We start from the raw sequence: 15,963 nt of genomic DNA, 5'->3' as shown, positions 1-15,963 counted from the left end.
TCCGGCCGGATCGCGCTTTACGGCGTTTCGCTGCGGTCGCGTTGCGCCCGTTCCTGACGGGTATAATGATTGCGCAGCCATTCGATCAGCACCCGGACCCGTGCCGGGCGCGCCACGCCGGGCGGCGTCACCATATAGGCCGACTTGGTGGTTGCGGACCATTCGGGCAGCAACCGGATCAGCCGTCCATCCGCCAGTTCGTCGCCGATGAAGAAATCGGGCAGCAACGAAATGCCCACCCCGGCGACGGCGGCGGGCACCACCGCCCCGGCATGGTTGATGTGGAACCGGCCCGACATTCGCACCGCGACGGGATCATGATCGGGATGGTCGAACTCCCATTCCAGACCCCATGGCACATTGGTCGGGATGATCGCGGGATAGCGGGTCAGGTCGTCGGGATGGTCGGGCATGCCCAGACGCTCGATCAGCGACGGCGCAGCCACCAGCGGCCGGATAAAGGACAGCAGGCGTACGGTGCGCAGCGAACTGTCCGGCGGCTGGCCCAGCCGGATGCAGACGTCGAAACCCGCCCCGATCAGGTCCACCTCATCCTCCGTCAGGCTCAGGTCCAGCTCGATGTCGGGATAGGCGTTCAGAAAGGACGGCAGGATCGGCACGATGGTGGCCAGGCCGAATGCCGTGGGGCAGGCGACCCGCACCTTGCCCCGTGGGATCGCGGCTTCCTCGACAATATCGGCCTCGATCGCCCGGCCGTCCGCCAGAATGCGCGCGGCGCGTTCGACGGTCAGCCGTCCAGTTTCGGTCAGCGACAATTTGCGGGTGGTGCGATGGAACAGCGTCGTCTGCATCCGCTGTTCCAGCCGCGTAATCGCCTTGGACACGGTGGTGCTCGCCAGACCGAGTTCTTCGGCGGCGTGGCTGAACGACCCCACTTCGGCGACCTTTGCGAAAATCGCCCATGCTTCGAAATCTGGAATATGCGGCAATCAACTACCCCCGTGATGCGCCCGGCCGTGTTACCTGCTTCGCCCATTGCGCGATGCCCAGCTGTTCCGGCAAGCCCTGAAGAACCCCGTCCAGCGCCTTGCCCGGTCCGCCGCTGCAACGGCTCTGATGCGTGGCGATGGCCTGCGTTCCGTCCGCCTTGCGCCATGTGATGGTGTAAAGGCTGGTGTCGGTGATCGCGGCGTCGCAATCGACACGCTGCGTCGTGCCGTCGGCGGGGCGATAGGGGGCAAGGGCGGCGGCAACCTTGCCATAGGTGGGGCTTCCTGCCTCACGATGCTGTTCACCCAGCATCTGCGTATGCCGTTCGCCGGTGTAGGAAACGCTGCCCGACGGGGCGATGCTCACCTGATATACCGGGCAGAACCCAAAACATGGTCCGACCGCGACGCTGATGGTTTCGCCCCCCGTTGAACCGGCACCCGAACCGGCGCCCGCTGTGGTCGGCCGGTCGCCATAGGTACAGGCGGAAAGGGCGGCGATGATTGCCATGGCCGCGGCCGGGATTGTCCTCTGCATGAAATTCTCCTGATCATTGACGGGCATGCTAGCCCATTCCCAAGACGTCAGGAACCGCCAATGCCCTTCGCTGCGCCGACGATGAATCTGCTCGGGCCGTCATGACCGGTCGGGGCGGGGTCAGGAATAGATATGTCGGCCATCGCCCGATGCGGCGGGGGATGACAGCGTGTCGAACGGCCAGTGATCGTCCGCCTGCGCCTCGTCCTTCCACAGGATGAAGCGTGTACCGGGAAAGCTGTCCTGCCATACATAGGCCGCGCCCAGATTGGCCGCGCTGGCATCGATCAGATAGGCGCCGATGCTGGCCTGCGACCGTTCGGGCGATTGCCCGAACCCGACGCCGTCATCCTCGACCATCAGTTGCCAGCCCTGTTTGCGGCTTTTCAGCAGGATGCGGATTTCGCCCGGCTGATCCTCGCAATAGGCATGTTTGCACGCGTTGCTGACCAGTTCGGCCACCAAAATGCCAACGGACACGGCGTCCCCTGCTTCGACATAGCGGGATTCCGCATCGATGCTGAACGACCGGCGACCGCCCGCATCCTGACACACGATCTGAAGATCGTGGCCCAGATCCTCCAGATAGCTCGCCAGATCGACGAAGCCTTCGCGGTCCGACTGGCACAGCCGCCGGTGGATATTGGCGACCGCATAGATTCTGCGGCGCGTCACATCGAGTATCCTGGCGATGTCGGGCGATCCGGCATCCTCCGCATTGCGGCTGTCCAGTTCCAGCAGCGACGCCAGCAGGCCCAGATTATTCGCGATCCGGTGGTCGGATTCCGCGTGGGCGACGACATCCGTCGGGGGGAGCACGGTCATCAGCATTTCGATGCCTCCAGAAATACAAGGCGGTTCCGGCCTGTCGGCGGCCATCGCCCGATCATGAATTTTCAGCTGTCGACCGCGACGACCGTGGCCATCGCGCCCGAACATTTCCACAGCGTGAAGCGGGTGCCCGGTCGCGTATCTTCCCACGCATAGCGTGCCGACAGGCGGGTGACGGCGGCGGCGATCAGGCGGGAACCCAGCCCTTGACGGGCAAAGGCGCTGGCCGGGTCGAACCCATGCCCGTCATCTTCGACCATCAATGTCCACTCGCCCGGCGCGGCGGCGGACAGCAGGATGCGGATGTCGCCCGGCTCGCCGACATGATAGGCATGTTTGCACGCGTTGCTGACCAGTTCGGCCACCAATATGCCGACCACCACCGCCTCTTCGGCCGATACCCACACGCTGTTGGCCTGAAATATCAGATGCCGGTCATGCGCGCCGCTTTCGCAGACATTGCGAAAATCCTCCGCCAGATCGCCCAGAAATTCGCCCAGGTTCAGCCGGTCGGTCTTGTTGATCATGTACAGGCGGCGATGGACGTTCGCGATCGCATGGATGCGCCTGCGTGCCGTTTCCAGCACGCTGATGGCGTCGGGGTCGATCACCGCGCGCCCGTCCAGCTCTATCATCGACGCCAGCAACGTCAGATTATTGGCGATCCGGTGGTTCATTTCCGCCGTCGCGTGGGGGGCATGGGCTGCTGCGGTGGCGGACATCTGCGTCTCCGGCGGGCGTTGCGTCAATGGTCCGCCGCATGATCGGGCACGGTCAGCGGCCCGTCATTGTCGTCCACGACGAAGATGGCGAGCAGCCGGGCAGGCTCGGTCTTGCTGGCGTTCGCGCTGACGCCATGCTTGTCGCCGGGGCTTTCCGTCCAATATTCGCCCGCCTTGAAGGTTTGCGGCGTTCCGCCATTTACGCCGCTGACGATCGCGCCTTCCAGCACATAGGCCACGATGAAGGCGGACTTGGCATGGGTGTGCGCAGGCGAACTGTCGCCCGGCGCATAGGTGACCAGCACCGTCTTCACCGACTTGCCGGGAATATTGGTGATGGGGTGCGCGAAATCGGGTTTGATCGACGTCAGCACCGGCGATTTGGCGGGAGCCGCCGTCTGCGCCGACGCGACTGTCGATCCGAACAGGGCGGCGGCGCCTAAAGCTGCAATGACGATACGCATCGATATTCCTCTCACAAAATATGGGGATGGTGATAGCAACGGGATCATGCCGCAGCGGCAATGACGCGCCGTGCCATCCATTTGCCGAAGCTGGTCCAGCGGATATGCGTGCCTTCGCCGGGCATCAGCATATTTTCCGTCAGCGGCGCGCCGAAATAGGTGCCATTCGGATCGGGCAGGATGCGGGTCGTGCCGCCCGTTTCGCTGACATAGCGCGCGGCCAGTTCATCCATCCGGAATGCTTCCGGCCCGGCGACGCGATAATCGCCATTGGCGGGCGCGCGCATCGCGATTTCCACCAGAGTGTCGGCGACTTCCTCCGCCGCGATCGGCTGGAACAGGACATGGGGCAGTCTGGCGACGCCATCGACGGCCATCATCTGCACCATCATCGGCACCAGTTCGAAAAATTGCGCGGCCTGCACCAGCGTATAGGGCACCGGCCCCTGCCGGATAACCTGTTCCTGCGCCAGCTTGCCAGCGATATAGCCGCTTTCGGACAGTCGCTCACCGTTCAGCACGGACAGGGCGATATGGTGGCTGACGCCCGCGGCGATTTCCGCGTTCAGAATGTTGCGCGCGGCGGTGCCGAAGAAACCGATGGCGCTGTCCCGGTCCATCGCGATCTTGTTGGTCGCATCGATCACGATTTCAGCACCGACCAGCGCTTCGTCCAGACCTTTGCGGGATATGATGTCCACGCCGGTGCTGGATGACGCGACAAGGACGCTGTGCCCAAGCGTTCGGAGCTTCGTCACGACCCTGAAGCCGATTTGTCCGGTGCCGCCGATTACCACTATGCGCATCATAGTCTCCCAGTGTCAGAACTGTGTGGCCTATGAGTAACCGCTTGTGCCGGGCGGCTGGATTATAGGGAGGTCACATTCCCATCATACGAAGGTAGAGGCGTCGCCCGGCGGCCCACCGATGCCGTCGAAACGGGGGCATCGTCGCAGTCCGGGGCAAAGCGCACCCGCGCGATCACGCCCCCGCCATCGGCATTGTCCAGCGTCAGCGTGCCGCAATGATTTTCGACGATCGACCGGCATATGGCCAGCCCCATGCCGACGCCGTCGGCCTTGGTCGTAAAGAAGCTGTCGAACAGGCGCGGCAGATGTTCGGCCGCGATGCCGGGGCCGGTGTCGCGCACCGTCAGTTCCACGCCGCCGTCCGGCGCGGGGTGGGTGCGCAATTCGACCTCTCGCATGATCGCGCCGGACTGGTCCACCGCCTGAATGGCATTGACCACCAGATTGACGACGACCTGTTGCATCTGCACCGCATCCCCCTGCACATATGGCAACCCGGCGGACCCGATCAGTTTCAGCGTCACGTCGTGCGAGCGCGCCTCATCCTGGACGAAGGTCAGCGCATCCTGCGCCAGCAGGTTGATGTCGACGGCGCTGCGTTCGGCCATGCCGCCGCTCGCCATTTTGCGGATGCCATGCACGATGGCGGCGGTCCGTTCCGCATCCTCCAGCACCCGCTTGATGCGTTTTACCGCCCGCTCGATTTCCGGCGGCTCCTTGGACAGCCATTTCAGCGCAGTACCGCTGTTGACCGTGATGGACGACAGCGGCTGCATCACTTCATGCGCGATCGACGCAGTCAGTTCGCCCATCAGCGACAGGCGCGCCGCGCGGGCAAATTCGGCCTGCGTGCGTTGCAGTTCGGCTTCGGTGCGCAACCGGTCGCCGATGTCGATCATCCCGACGAAACTATTGCCTTCGACCTCCGCATCGTCGGGATAGCATATGGTGAACAGCACGTTACGTATCTGTCCGCCCATGCCGCACATGACGGTTTCTTCCGAATAATGGCGTGCGCCGTTGAACGCGGCGGCCATGTTCCGTTTGAACGCATCGGGCACCATCCGGTAATAGGATCGGACTGGGCACAGCACCGAATCCTTGGTCCCGTCGCCGAACATTTCGACCGACCTGTCGTTGGCATCGACGATGCGGGTGCAGTCGAGCGCCGCTTCGAAATCGTCGGGATGGTCGTCCAGATACCGGATCAGGTCGTCATAACCCGCATCGCGCGCCTTGGCGAACAGGCCCAGTGCGCCACGGGAATCGACCCGCATCAGGGCGATGGGCACATCGTTGAACAGGCGGCCGTAACGCTGTTCGCTGATCCGCAGGCGCGACGCCACTTCCTCCGACCTGGAGATCGCGGAAAAGATGAGGCCGATCCTGTCTTCGCTCCATCGCGTGGCGACCATGCGCACCGCCACCGGTTCACGCGACAGGGTGCGCACCAGGCCGATGACGGGTTCCGTCACCACGCCGTCGCGCGCTGCGTGCAGCAGCGGTTCGATCTGATATGCGCTTTCGAACGCGATCAGGTGGCTGAGCGGGCGACCGACCAGTTCGTCGGTGGCAATGGCGCCGAACATCTCCATCGCCGGGGTCGATGCGGATTGAACGATGAACGCGGCGGTCGACATGGCGCGGGCATCGTCGTCCGGCGCGGGAATGGCGATTTCCAGAATGGGATTCAGAGTCTCGATCAGATGGCGATAACGCTCCGTTACGGCTCGAACTTGGTCAGATTGCATGGCTCTGCACCTCGTCGCCGCGGTCGTGCCGCGAACGTTATCACTCCGAAATGATGCCGGAAATCTCACAATTTCCGGATATGTCCCTCTCGCCTCAGCATATCCTTACAGTCCTGTTCGACCATCCCCGTTTGGGTATTCACGGATGACGGCAAACGATGTTTTAAAGCAGGATGACCTCAATTTTCGATGATTTGGACGCGGGGGGCAGCCGACATGCCGCCCTTGATCGGCGCTATCCCGCTGGACGCGACGGCGCGCGTACGGCCTGCCATGTCTCGGCCGGGTGTTGCCGCTGACATCGGGGCAGGGCGCAAGGGCGCAAGGCCTGATGACCTGTACTTCGGCATGACCCGACTTGATCGATCGCGTGGTGAGCGGTGCGGTGCGAACGGCCTATCGTCGCTCCGTCCGCTTTTCGGAAAAAAGGATAAGCCATGACCGATATTCTCTACCGTACGACGGCCACCGCCACGGGTGGGCGCGACGGGCATGCCCGCACCGCCGACGGGAGTTTCGACGTAAAACTGGCCACGCCAAAGGAACTGGGCGGTAATGGCGAGGGCAATAATCCCGAACAGTTGTTCGCGTCGGGCTATGCCGCCTGCTTCCTGGGCGCGATGAAATTCGCCTCCTCCCGCGACAAGCTCGCCAAAGTGCCGGCCGACGCTTCGGTCACCGCGACGGTCGGCATCGGCCCGCGCGCGGATGAAGGCTTTGGTCTGGAGGTCAAGCTCGTCATCAGCCTGCCCGGCGTGGATGCGGCCGATGCCGAAACGCTGGTCGCCACGGCCGACCGCATCTGCCCCTATTCCCACGCCACGCGCGGCAACATCACCGTCACCATCGAAATCACCTGACATCAGAGGATTTATGTCGAAGACCATTTTCGTCACCGGGGCTGCAACCGGCATCGGTCTGGCCACCGTATCGCGTTTCGCTGCGGCGGGGTGGAATGTCGTCGCCACCACCCGTCGCGAAGGCAGCCTGCCCGATCATCTGGATCATCCCAACATCGTGCCGCTAACCATGGACGTGACCCTGCCCGATCAGGTCGCGACCGCCGTGGAACAGGCCGTTGCGGCATTCGGTCGCATCGATGTGGTGGTCAATAATGCAGGCGTCGGCGAATTTGGTCTGTTCGAAGGCATTTCGGACGAAAAGCTGCGTCGCAGCTTCGACATCAACATGTTCGGCGTCATGACCGTCATGAAGGCCGTTCTGCCGCATTTTCGCGCGCGCCAGTCCGGCATTTTCGTCAATATCAGCTCGACGGGCGGGCGTGTCGGCATGCCCGGCATGTCCGCCTATCTGGCGACCAAATTCGCGCTGGAAGGGTTCAGCGAAGCGGTCTGGTACGAACTTGCGTCACAGGGGGTCGCGGTGAAACTGGTGGAGCCGGGCGGGGTGGAAACCCCCTTCCTTGGCAAGATCGGCGAAACGCGGCGCGATAATGGCGTGCCGGCCGACTATGCCGACTTCGTTCAGCATAATGATGCCGTCATGGCCAAACTGGCGTGGCAGCGTTCGACGCCGGAAGAGATTGCGGACGTCGTCTTCACCGCCGCGACCGATGGCTCGTCGCGCCTGCGCTATTTCGCGGGTCCGGGCGTGGCGCATCTGGTGAAGGCGCGGACCAGCATGGACGATGAAGCCTATGAAACTTTCATGCGGACAGAATTTCAGGCCTTGTCGAAACTGTGAAATCGCCGATCTTTGAACGGCGCGATGGCGGCCGGTCGGCCTATACGACCGGATGATGGCGCAAAGACGGACCGGATGGTCTGATGGGAAAACGGGCAGCATGTGGAGTTTCAGGAAAGTGGCGAACCGGATCGATGACAATCGCACAGCGCAGGCCGGGCAGTCTCCGGTGATCGGACTGGACGATGTCCTGTCGGCCGCCAATGCGATCCGCGGCATTGCGGTGCGTACGCCCCTGCTGGAAAACCGGCCGCTCAACGAACGGATGGGGCGGCGGGTTTTCATCAAGTTCGAAGGGGCGCAGCATACCGGATCGTTCAAATTCCGCGGGGCGATGAACCGCCTGTCGCGATTGAATGATCAGGAACGCGCCGCAGGCGTCGTCGCATGGTCGTCCGGCAACCATGCGCAGGGGGTCGCCGCGGCGGCCCGCATGCTCGACATGCCTGCCACCATCGTGATGCCGGCCGATGCGCCTGCCATCAAAATGGCCAACACCCGCGCGCTGGGGGCGGAAATCATTCCCTATGACCGCCGCACGCAAAGCCGCGAGGAAATCGCGACCGCCCTTGCAAAGGAACGGGGTGCCGTGCTGGTGCCGTCCTTCGATGATCCCTTCATCATCGCGGGGCAGGGGACGGTGGGCCTCGAAATCCTGCAACAGGCGACTGAACTGGGCGGCAGGCTGGAACAGGTGATCGTGCCGTGCGGCGGTGGCGGACTGATCGCGGGCACCGCAACGGCGATCAAGGGCACATGCCCCGACATCCAGCTTTTCTCCGCCGAACCGCAGGCATTTGACGACACCGCCCGCTCGCTCGTCAGCGGGACGCGCGAACAGGTCCCGCCCGACGCGGCGTCGATCTGCGACGCTTTGCTGGCCCCGTCGCCCGGCGCGCTGACCTTTCCGATCAACCATGGTCTGCTCACCGCCGGTCTGGCGGTCAGCGACGATGAAGTGCGCAGCGCCATGCGGTTCGCCTTCAACACGCTCAAGATCGTGGCCGAACCGGGTGGCTCCGTCGCGCTCGCCGCCCTGCTCAGTGGAAAGCTGCCCGCAGGCACCGGGGATGTCGCCGTCGTGATTTCCGGCGCGAATGTCGATCCCGATGTCTTTGCCGACATCATCCGGGCCGAAGACCCATCATAACACAAGCAAGATGAAGGAGGGCGCCCGATGCCATCCGCCAAATCTAGTTCCGGCCACGATGCCGTCCGCCGCGACCTGCTCAAGGCGGCCGCGCTCGCCACGGCATCGCTGTCGTCCACGACCCGTGCCGCGCTGACGCCCAAATCGGCGCCCACGCTGCTGGGGCAGGTGCGACAGGTTGATGCAGGCGCCCTGTCGATGGGCTATGTCGATATGGGGCCTGCGAATGGCCGGCCGGTCATCCTGCTGCATGGCTGGCCCTATGACATTCACGCCTTCGCCGATGTCGCGCCCATATTGACGCAGGCCGGGCTGCGGGTGATCATCCCGCATCTGCGCGGTTTCGGGACGACCCGTTTCCTGTCGGCCGATACCCCACGCAATGCGCAGCAGGCGATGTTGGCCACGGATGTCGTCGCGCTGATGGATGCGCTCCATATTCCAAGGGCGACGATCGCCGGTTTCGACTGGGGCGCGCGTTCGGCCTGCATCGTCGCTGCCCTGTGGCCCGAACGCTGTTCCGCGCTGGTTTCCGTCAGCGGTTATCTGATCGGCAGCCAGAAAGCGGGACAGGCGCCTTTGCCGCCCAAGGCGGAACTGGCCTGGTGGTATCAATATTATTTCGCGACCGAACGTGGCCGCGCGGGCTACACCGCCAATTGCCGGGCGTTCAACGAACTGATCTGGCGCCTCGCATCCCCGCGATGGGCATTCGACGATCCGACCTATGCGCGTTCGGCCGCGTCCTTCGACAATGACGATCATGCCGCGATCGTCATTCACAATTATCGCTGGCGCCTGTCGCTGGCGGACAGCGATCCCGCACTTCAGCCGCTGGAGGATCGTTTGGCAAAGGCGCCGCCGATCGCCGTGCCGACCATCACGATGGAGGGGGACGCCAATGGCGCGCCGCATCCCGAACCCGATGCCTATCGGGCGAAATTCACCGGCGTGTACGAACATCGCCTGATCGGCGGCGGGATCGGCCATAACCTGCCGCAGGAAGCGCCCCGTGACTTTGCGCAGGCGGTCCTCAAAATGGCGGGCGTGGCCTGATCGGCTGTCAAGCCGGTTCCAGCAGGTCGTCCGTGTCTGCCAGGCTGATCAGCGATCTGTCCGGTTCCATGGCGGCCGTGCGATACTGGCCCGGCGACAGGCCGAACTTGCGCTTGAACGCTGCGCCAAATGCGCTGTCGGACAGGAAACCCAGCGCCGCCGCGATGGCGGAGGCGGATTCGCGGCCGTTGCGCAACCGCGCCGCTGCCACCGTCAGCCGCCATCCTGCCGCATAATCCACCGGCGTCGCGCCGACCCGCGCCCTGAAATGCGCGGCGAAGGTGGACCGGGATTGCCCGGCGATATGCGCCAGTTCGTCCAGCCGCCATGGCCGCGCGGGTTCCCGGTGTATGGCCCGGATCGCGGCGGCGATCGGCGGGTCGGACAGGGCGGCGATCCATCCCGGCGCATCCGCACCGGCCTGCGCAAAATGCGCGCGCAGCGCATGGACGAACATCAACCGCAACATGTCGTCGCAGGCCGCGCGCGATCCCGCCCGGCCATCGCGCCATTCGCGGTCGAGCTGATCCAGCAGCCATCCGATGGGCGCGGCCCCGGCCGCATTCGCGGGGATCACCAATATCGGCGGCAACAGGTCCAGCATCAATGACGCGTCCGCCGCGCCAAAGGCGACGCTGCCGCCCAGTATCGCGACATCATGCCTAGTTCCGATACGCCCCATCAACGCGTCGTCCGTAAAGGCGATGGCCGCATCGACCGGCTCCAGCGCCGGGTCGCTCGCCAGTGTAAAGGCCGTGCCCGCCTTGACGATCAGGCAGTCGCCCGGGTTCAGCAACCACCGCGCGTCCTGCGCCATCAGCCAGCATTGGCCATAGCGCACGACGTTGAACTTGCAGCCGGGCGGCCTGAACCTCAGCGACCAATCGCCGCCCGCGTCCAGCCGCACCGAACAGGCCAGCTTCGCCTGCACCATGGTCAACATATCCGACAGGGGATCGGCAGGGGCGTTATGGACGATCACGACAGAAGATGAGACGATGAATGATGTTTCATCCGAAATATATAGGGCATATCCATGGCCATGACTACATCCCAAACCCCAATTCATTCAGGCTTCGGGCCTGCCTCCACCGCCGCCGATGTCATGCAGGGCATCGACCTGTCGGGCACCACCGCGATCGTGACGGGCGGCTATTCCGGCATCGGGCTGGTCACCACGCGTGCGCTGGCCGATGCTGGCGCCACCGTGGTCGTGCCCGCGCGCGACATGGCAAAGGCGGGGGCTGCGCTCGACGGCATCGCCAATGTCGAACTGGCGGCCATGGACCTGATCGATGCACAATCGGTTATCGATTTTGCCAACCGCTTTCTGGACAGCGGCCGCCCGCTGCCGATCCTGATCAACAGCGCGGGCGTCATGGCGACGGCGCTGTTCCGCGATGCGGACGGGCATGAAGGCCAGTTCGCCACCAATCATCTGGGCCATTATCGCCTGACCTGCGCGCTCTGGCCGGCGCTGCGCGCCCATGGCGGGCGCGTCGTTGCCGTGTCGTCGCGCGGGCATCAGATCGCGCCGGTCGATTTCGACGACATCGACTTTCTCGAACGCCCCTATGACAAATGGCAGGCCTATGGTCAGGCAAAGACGGCCAATGCGCTGTTCGCCCATGGCCTCGACCGTCGCGGCCGGGACCATGGTGTGCGCGCCTTCTCGCTCCATCCGGGGCAGATTTTCACGGACCTCGCCCGCCATCTGTCGGCGGAGGAACTGTCGGGTTTCGACGCCTTCGACGCCGACGGCAATCCAAAGGTCGATCCCGAAGCTGGCCTGAAAAATGTGCAGCAGGGCGCGGCGACCAGCCTGTGGTGCGCGACCAGTCCCGCGCTCGACGGCATGGGCGGCGTCTATTGCGAGGATTGCGACGTCGCCGTGATCAATCAGGGTGAAATGGGCCGCAAGGGCGTGGCCGCATGGGCGACGGACGATGCAGCGGCCGAACGTCTGTGGGCGCTGTCGGCGGACTGGACCGGCATGACCATCTGATCCGACCGGCGGCAGGGCGCGGCCGTCGCTGCGCCCTGTCGCCCATGGATCAGATCATCGCAATCGCGTCGATCTCGACCAGATAGCCGTGGTGCAGCGCGGGCACCGGCACCACTGTCCGCGCCGGGCGGGCATCGCCCATGATCCGTGCATAGACGTCGTTGAAGGCGGGCCAATGTTCGACTCCCGCCAGATAGACGGTGACGCGCGCCAGATTGCGCGTCGTGCCGCCCGCCGCCTCCAGCACCTCCAGCATGGCGCGGATCGCGCTTTCCGCTTCGGCGTCCAGATCGGCCGATCCCGGCGCGATGGAGGGTAAATGTCCGGATATAAACAGGAATGGCGCAGCCGTCATGCCGGGCGAATAATGGCCCTTGGGCGGCTCGCGGCCTTCGGGGGCGACGGGTTGGGGCGATGATGACATGGCGGTTCCCAGCTGTTGCAATCGGTCCCCCATCCGAAGGCGATCTGCCCGCACGCGTCAAGGCGCAACCGGCATGGCGGAGGTCCGCCTATTCCTTCGTATGACTGCCCCCAAACCTTCACCCAATCGCAGCCAGCCTGCCGCCGACCTAGCCTGCTCCATGACGGTCATGTCGGCCGTCATGCATGGAGGCGGGTTTGAAAAAGGATTTGACGACGGCTGCGGGCGCGCCGGTCATCGACAATGTGAACATCATGACGGCGGGACCACGCGGCCCGGCCCTGCTTCAGGATGTCTGGCTGATCGAAAAACTCGCCCATTTCGACCGGGAAGTGATCCCCGAACGACGCATGCATGCCAAGGGTTCGGGGGCGTTCGGCACCTTCACCGTCACCCATGACGTCACCCGTTACAGCAAGGCCAGCATGTTCGCGCAGGTCGGCAAGAAAACCGAGGTGTTTCAGCGTTTCTCCACGGTCGCGGGCGAACGCGGCGCGGCGGATGCGGAACGCGACATTCGCGGCTGGGCCACCAAATTCTACACGGACGAAGGCAATTGGGATCTGGTCGGCAACAACACGCCGGTCTTCTTCTTCCGCGATCCGCTGCGTTTCCCCGATCTCAACCATGTGGTGAAGCGCGACCCGCGCACCGGCCTGCGCAGCGCGCAGAACAACTGGGATTTCTGGACGCTCCTGCCCGAAGCGCTGCATCAGGTGACCATCGTCATGTCGGATCGCGGCATTCCGCGCAGCTACCGCCACATGCATGGTTTCGGCAGCCATACCTACAGCCTGATCAACGCGGATGGCGAACGTTTCTGGGCGAAATTCCATTTCCGCTGCCTTCAGGGCATTGAAAATCTGACTGATGCGGAATCCGTCGATGTGATCGGCAAGGATCGCGAAAGCCATGGCCGCGACCTGCTGGAATCGATCGACAGGGGCGATTATCCGCGCTGGCAGCTTTGTTTCCAGATCATGACCGAAGAACAGGCGCGCCAGCATCGCCATAACCCTTTCGATCTGACGAAGGTCTGGCCAAAGGGCGACTATCCGCTGATCCCGGTCGGCGAACTGGAACTGAACCGCAACCCGGACAATTTCTTCGCCGACGTCGAACAGGCGTCCTTCACGCCCGCCAACATCGTGCCGGGCATCGGCTTTTCGCCCGACAAGATGCTTCAGGCGCGGCTCTTTTCCTATGGCGACGCCGCCCGCTACCGGCTGGGGGTCAATCACCATTCCATCCCGGTCAACGCGCCCAAATGCCCCTTCCACAGCTATCATCGCGACGGGCAGATGCGGGTCGACGGCAATCTGGGTGCGACCACGCCCTATTTCCCCAACAGCCTTGGGGTGTGGGACGATCATCCCGAATTGCGCGAACCGCCGCTGCCGATCGGCGACGTCGCGGACCATTGGGACCACCGCGTCGATGAAGATTATTTCGAACAGCCCGGCATCCTCTTCCGCAAGATGACGACGAAGGAACAGGATCGGCTGTTCGCCAATACCGCCCGCGCCATATCGGGCGCCTCGCTCGATGTGCAGATGCGCCATGTCGCCAATTGTACGCAGGCCGACCCTGCCTATGGCGAAGGCGTCGCGCGGGCGCTCGGCCTCGCTTTGCCGCAGGCGGCGGAATAACCGCTTTCGCCATGGGCCGTGCAAGGGACGGTCCATGGCGATCCGCATGCTCTTTCGAATTTGAAGGCAAGCATCGGAGTGGCCGGCGTCTGCGGCCGGGATAGGGCGGCCATGCATTGAAAGCGTGTTCCGGGGCAGGCGGTATCATCCGCCGGTCAGGAACACGCGGCAAATCAGATCAGGGGAACAGCCGGGCCGATGTCGTCGGATCGGCCGTCCAACAGGAAAGATGAACCGCATGGCCGACCATTTCGAACCGAACCGTCCCGACATTGCTCAACCCCAACTGGCCCGTACGCCCGATCAGATCGTCCCTTCGCTGCTGGCGCACTTCAATTCGATGGATGTCGATGTGATGTGCGGCTTTTACGAACCGGACGCCATATTGGTCAGCGCCGATGGCACGCCGCAACGCGGCATCGCCGCGATCCGCGCCGAACTGCTCAAATATTACAGCGTCCAGCTGCCGATGCGGATCATCGCGCGCCATGTCTTCGTCGCGGGGGGCATCGCGTCGCTGGTGCTGGACTGGAACATCGTCGGCGTGACCCCTGCGGGCGATGATTTCCATATGGTCGCGACGTCGAACGACATCGCCCGCCTCGGTGCGGATGGCTATTGGCGCTATATCATCGACAATCCATTTGGTACGCAGGTGCGCACCCTCGGCTGAACCGGAAACCCGTCCATGGTCAGCGATGCCTGCGCATCGACCCTTATGCCTGATCGCGCCACCTGCATCGACCAGATCGGGCGGCGCGATCCCGATGCGGACGGCCGTTTCTGGTATTCGGTCGTCACGACCGGCGTCTATTGCCGTCCGACCTGCCCGTCGCGGCGCGCGCGCCCGGACAATATCCGCATCCATGCGACGCTGGATGAAGCGCGGGCGACCGGCTTTCGTCCCTGCCTGCGCTGTCGGCCCGACGGACCGGGCCTGCGCGAACGGCAATCCATGATCGTCGCGCGGGCCTGCGCGCATATAGAGGCGTCGGAAACCGACATCCCGCTCGAAACCCTGGCTCGCGCGATGGGCCTCAGCCCCAGCCATTTCCACCGCCTGTTTCGGGCCGTCACCGGCGTCACGCCCAAAGATTACGCCTTTGCCTGTCGCGCGGCGCGGGTGCGAAAGGCGCTGGCTCGCGACGGCGCGGTCACATCGATATTCTATGATGCCGGTTTCGGATCGAGCGGCCGATTCTACGAAAAGGCCGGAGCCATGCTGGGCATGACGCCCACGCAGTTCCGGTCCGGAGGCGCCTGCGAAATCATCCGCTTCGCCGTTGGGCAAAGCATGCTCGGCGCCATATTGGTCGCGTCGAGCGAAAGGGGCGTGGTCGCCATCCTGCTGGGTGATGATCCGGCCGTCCTGCTCGCAGATCTTCAGGATCGTTTCCCTCATGCTGATCTGATCGGCGCCGATCCCGATTATGAACGCACCGTCGCGCAGGTCGTGGCCATGGTCGAACATCCCGCCATGCCGGTCGATCTGCCGCTCGATGTGCGCGGCACCGCGTTTCAACAGCGCGTCTGGCGCGCGTTGTTGGCGATCCCTGCTGGCGAAACCCTGTCCTATGCCGAAATTGCCCGGCGGATCGGCGCGCCAAAATCGGTGACGGCGGTGACGCAGGCCTGCGCCGCCAATAATCTGGCGGTGGCGATTCCGTGCCACCGCGTCGTCAGAAATGACGGCGGCTATCGCGGTTACAGCTGGGGTATAGCCCGAAAGCGACAACTGCTCGCGTGCGAAGCGCAGGATGGGGAAACACCCGCACCGTCCTGATCTTTGCGCCATTCGCTCGGCCTGGAATCCGTCCTCCGCGATTGTCGCGAACAATTGCTCGCGCGTGCAATATTCGTATGAAATCCGGTGGATTAGGCGCTATTCTTCAGCAATGGGATTCGTGCTT

17 protein-coding genes are annotated in these 15,963 nt (G+C 63.9%); 8 read left to right on the top strand and 9 right to left on the bottom strand.

Annotation, left to right across the window (positions count from 1 at the left end; translation table 11 throughout):
• Nucleotides 1–17: 17 nt before the first annotated feature.
• The 7 genes from ACOJSJ_RS11800 to ACOJSJ_RS11770 form a co-directional block, all read right to left on the bottom strand.
• Nucleotides 18–950 carry a LysR family transcriptional regulator gene (locus tag ACOJSJ_RS11800; RefSeq protein WP_420145175.1) on the bottom strand — a complete coding sequence of 311 codons (933 nt, stop codon included), beginning with the start codon at nucleotides 948–950 and terminating at the stop codon, nucleotides 18–20.
• 4 nt (nucleotides 951–954) lie between these two features.
• On the bottom strand, nucleotides 955–1,488 hold the full coding sequence (locus ACOJSJ_RS11795) for a DUF6438 domain-containing protein (RefSeq protein ID WP_420145174.1): 534 nt from the start codon (nucleotides 1,486–1,488) through the stop codon (nucleotides 955–957).
• A gap of 120 nt (nucleotides 1,489–1,608) precedes the next feature.
• Entirely contained in the window at nucleotides 1,609–2,313 is a 705-nt protein-coding gene (locus ACOJSJ_RS11790; RefSeq protein ID WP_420145173.1) for a sensor histidine kinase, read from the bottom strand.
• A 71-nt stretch (nucleotides 2,314–2,384) separates the two neighbouring features.
• Entirely contained in the window at nucleotides 2,385–3,041 is a 657-nt protein-coding gene (locus ACOJSJ_RS11785) for a sensor histidine kinase (RefSeq protein ID WP_420145172.1), read from the bottom strand.
• Nucleotides 3,042–3,064: 23 nt separating this feature from the next.
• The gene (locus tag ACOJSJ_RS11780) at nucleotides 3,065–3,505 is read right to left on the bottom strand and encodes a cupin domain-containing protein (RefSeq protein WP_420145171.1); all 441 of its coding nucleotides are present in this window, start codon (nucleotides 3,503–3,505) and stop codon (nucleotides 3,065–3,067) included.
• A gap of 44 nt (nucleotides 3,506–3,549) precedes the next feature.
• Nucleotides 3,550–4,314, bottom strand: a complete 765-nt coding sequence (locus ACOJSJ_RS11775; protein ID WP_420145170.1) for an SDR family oxidoreductase — start codon at nucleotides 4,312–4,314, stop codon at nucleotides 3,550–3,552.
• Nucleotides 4,315–4,373: 59 nt separating this feature from the next.
• Nucleotides 4,374–6,065 carry an ATP-binding protein gene (locus ACOJSJ_RS11770; protein ID WP_420145169.1) on the bottom strand — a complete coding sequence of 564 codons (1,692 nt, stop codon included), beginning with the start codon at nucleotides 6,063–6,065 and terminating at the stop codon, nucleotides 4,374–4,376.
• A 437-nt stretch (nucleotides 6,066–6,502) separates the two neighbouring features.
• On the opposite strand from ACOJSJ_RS11770, the gene ACOJSJ_RS11765 reads away from it, so the two are divergent.
• The 4 genes from ACOJSJ_RS11765 (at nucleotide 6,503) to ACOJSJ_RS11750 (ending at nucleotide 9,975) form a co-directional block, all read left to right on the top strand.
• Complete coding sequence (locus ACOJSJ_RS11765) at nucleotides 6,503–6,925, top strand: organic hydroperoxide resistance protein (RefSeq protein WP_420145168.1); 423 nt, start codon at nucleotides 6,503–6,505, stop codon at nucleotides 6,923–6,925.
• A gap of 13 nt (nucleotides 6,926–6,938) precedes the next feature.
• A complete protein-coding gene (locus tag ACOJSJ_RS11760) occupies nucleotides 6,939–7,769 on the top strand; it encodes an SDR family oxidoreductase (RefSeq protein WP_420145167.1) in 831 nt (276 codons plus the stop codon).
• A gap of 100 nt (nucleotides 7,770–7,869) precedes the next feature.
• Nucleotides 7,870–8,919, top strand: coding sequence for a threonine ammonia-lyase (locus ACOJSJ_RS11755; RefSeq protein ID WP_420145166.1), 1,050 nt, complete (start codon nucleotides 7,870–7,872; stop codon nucleotides 8,917–8,919).
• Nucleotides 8,920–8,946: 27 nt separating this feature from the next.
• The gene (locus ACOJSJ_RS11750; protein ID WP_420145165.1) at nucleotides 8,947–9,975 is read left to right on the top strand and encodes an alpha/beta fold hydrolase; all 1,029 of its coding nucleotides are present in this window, start codon (nucleotides 8,947–8,949) and stop codon (nucleotides 9,973–9,975) included.
• Between the two features lie 7 nt (nucleotides 9,976–9,982).
• Here the strand turns inward: ACOJSJ_RS11750 and ACOJSJ_RS11745 are convergent, their stop codons facing one another.
• Nucleotides 9,983–10,957, bottom strand: a complete 975-nt coding sequence (locus tag ACOJSJ_RS11745) for an AraC family transcriptional regulator (RefSeq protein ID WP_420145164.1) — start codon at nucleotides 10,955–10,957, stop codon at nucleotides 9,983–9,985.
• A gap of 60 nt (nucleotides 10,958–11,017) precedes the next feature.
• On the opposite strand from ACOJSJ_RS11745, the gene ACOJSJ_RS11740 reads away from it, so the two are divergent.
• A complete protein-coding gene (locus tag ACOJSJ_RS11740) occupies nucleotides 11,018–11,980 on the top strand; it encodes an oxidoreductase (RefSeq protein ID WP_420145163.1) in 963 nt (320 codons plus the stop codon).
• Between the two features lie 49 nt (nucleotides 11,981–12,029).
• On the opposite strand, the gene ACOJSJ_RS11735 is transcribed toward ACOJSJ_RS11740, so the two are convergent.
• Complete coding sequence (locus tag ACOJSJ_RS11735; protein ID WP_420145162.1) at nucleotides 12,030–12,404, bottom strand: RidA family protein; 375 nt, start codon at nucleotides 12,402–12,404, stop codon at nucleotides 12,030–12,032.
• Between the two features lie 197 nt (nucleotides 12,405–12,601).
• On the opposite strand from ACOJSJ_RS11735, the gene ACOJSJ_RS11730 reads away from it, so the two are divergent.
• The 3 genes from ACOJSJ_RS11730 to ada all read left to right on the top strand — a co-directional run bounded on the left by ACOJSJ_RS11730 (nucleotide 12,602) and on the right by ada (nucleotide 15,836).
• Nucleotides 12,602–14,053 (top strand): catalase, encoded by a 1,452-nt coding sequence (locus ACOJSJ_RS11730; protein ID WP_420145161.1) that lies wholly within the window; start codon nucleotides 12,602–12,604, stop codon nucleotides 14,051–14,053.
• A 238-nt stretch (nucleotides 14,054–14,291) separates the two neighbouring features.
• Nucleotides 14,292–14,726: a YybH family protein gene (locus ACOJSJ_RS11725; protein WP_420145160.1), complete on the top strand. Its 435-nt coding sequence runs from the start codon at nucleotides 14,292–14,294 to the stop codon at nucleotides 14,724–14,726.
• 15 nt (nucleotides 14,727–14,741) lie between these two features.
• Nucleotides 14,742–15,836 (top strand): bifunctional DNA-binding transcriptional regulator/O6-methylguanine-DNA methyltransferase Ada, encoded by a 1,095-nt coding sequence (ada, locus tag ACOJSJ_RS11720; protein ID WP_420145159.1) that lies wholly within the window; start codon nucleotides 14,742–14,744, stop codon nucleotides 15,834–15,836.
• Nucleotides 15,837–15,963 lie beyond the last annotated feature (127 nt).

The organism is Sphingobium sp., assembly GCF_048594625.1.
In the GTDB taxonomy this organism is placed as follows: domain Bacteria; phylum Pseudomonadota; class Alphaproteobacteria; order Sphingomonadales; family Sphingomonadaceae; genus Sphingobium.
The sequence above is the reverse complement of the archived record's forward strand: the minus strand, read 5'-3'. Positions and strand labels throughout refer to the sequence as shown.

Bases quoted from the DNA above. Each gene is read 5' to 3' on its own strand.
- ACOJSJ_RS11795 (WP_420145174.1), bottom strand. From the start codon at position 1,488: ATGCAGAGGACAATCCCGGCCGCGGCCATGGCAATCATCGCCGCCCTT.
- ACOJSJ_RS11790 (WP_420145173.1), bottom strand. From the start codon at position 2,313: ATGACCGTGCTCCCCCCGACGGATGTCGTCGCCCACGCGGAATCCGAC.
- ACOJSJ_RS11785 (WP_420145172.1), bottom strand. From the start codon at position 3,041: ATGTCCGCCACCGCAGCAGCCCATGCCCCCCACGCGACGGCGGAAATG.
- ACOJSJ_RS11780 (WP_420145171.1), bottom strand. From the start codon at position 3,505: ATGCGTATCGTCATTGCAGCTTTAGGCGCCGCCGCCCTGTTCGGATCG.
- ACOJSJ_RS11775 (WP_420145170.1), bottom strand. From the start codon at position 4,314: ATGATGCGCATAGTGGTAATCGGCGGCACCGGACAAATCGGCTTCAGG.
- ACOJSJ_RS11770 (WP_420145169.1), bottom strand. From the start codon at position 6,065: ATGCAATCTGACCAAGTTCGAGCCGTAACGGAGCGTTATCGCCATCTG.
- ACOJSJ_RS11765 (WP_420145168.1), top strand. From the start codon at position 6,503: ATGACCGATATTCTCTACCGTACGACGGCCACCGCCACGGGTGGGCGC.
- ACOJSJ_RS11760 (WP_420145167.1), top strand. From the start codon at position 6,939: ATGTCGAAGACCATTTTCGTCACCGGGGCTGCAACCGGCATCGGTCTG.
- ACOJSJ_RS11755 (WP_420145166.1), top strand. From the start codon at position 7,870: ATGTGGAGTTTCAGGAAAGTGGCGAACCGGATCGATGACAATCGCACA.
- ACOJSJ_RS11750 (WP_420145165.1), top strand. From the start codon at position 8,947: ATGCCATCCGCCAAATCTAGTTCCGGCCACGATGCCGTCCGCCGCGAC.
- ACOJSJ_RS11740 (WP_420145163.1), top strand. From the start codon at position 11,018: ATGACTACATCCCAAACCCCAATTCATTCAGGCTTCGGGCCTGCCTCC.
- ACOJSJ_RS11735 (WP_420145162.1), bottom strand. From the start codon at position 12,404: ATGTCATCATCGCCCCAACCCGTCGCCCCCGAAGGCCGCGAGCCGCCC.
- ACOJSJ_RS11725 (WP_420145160.1), top strand. From the start codon at position 14,292: ATGGCCGACCATTTCGAACCGAACCGTCCCGACATTGCTCAACCCCAA.
- ada (WP_420145159.1), top strand. From the start codon at position 14,742: ATGGTCAGCGATGCCTGCGCATCGACCCTTATGCCTGATCGCGCCACC.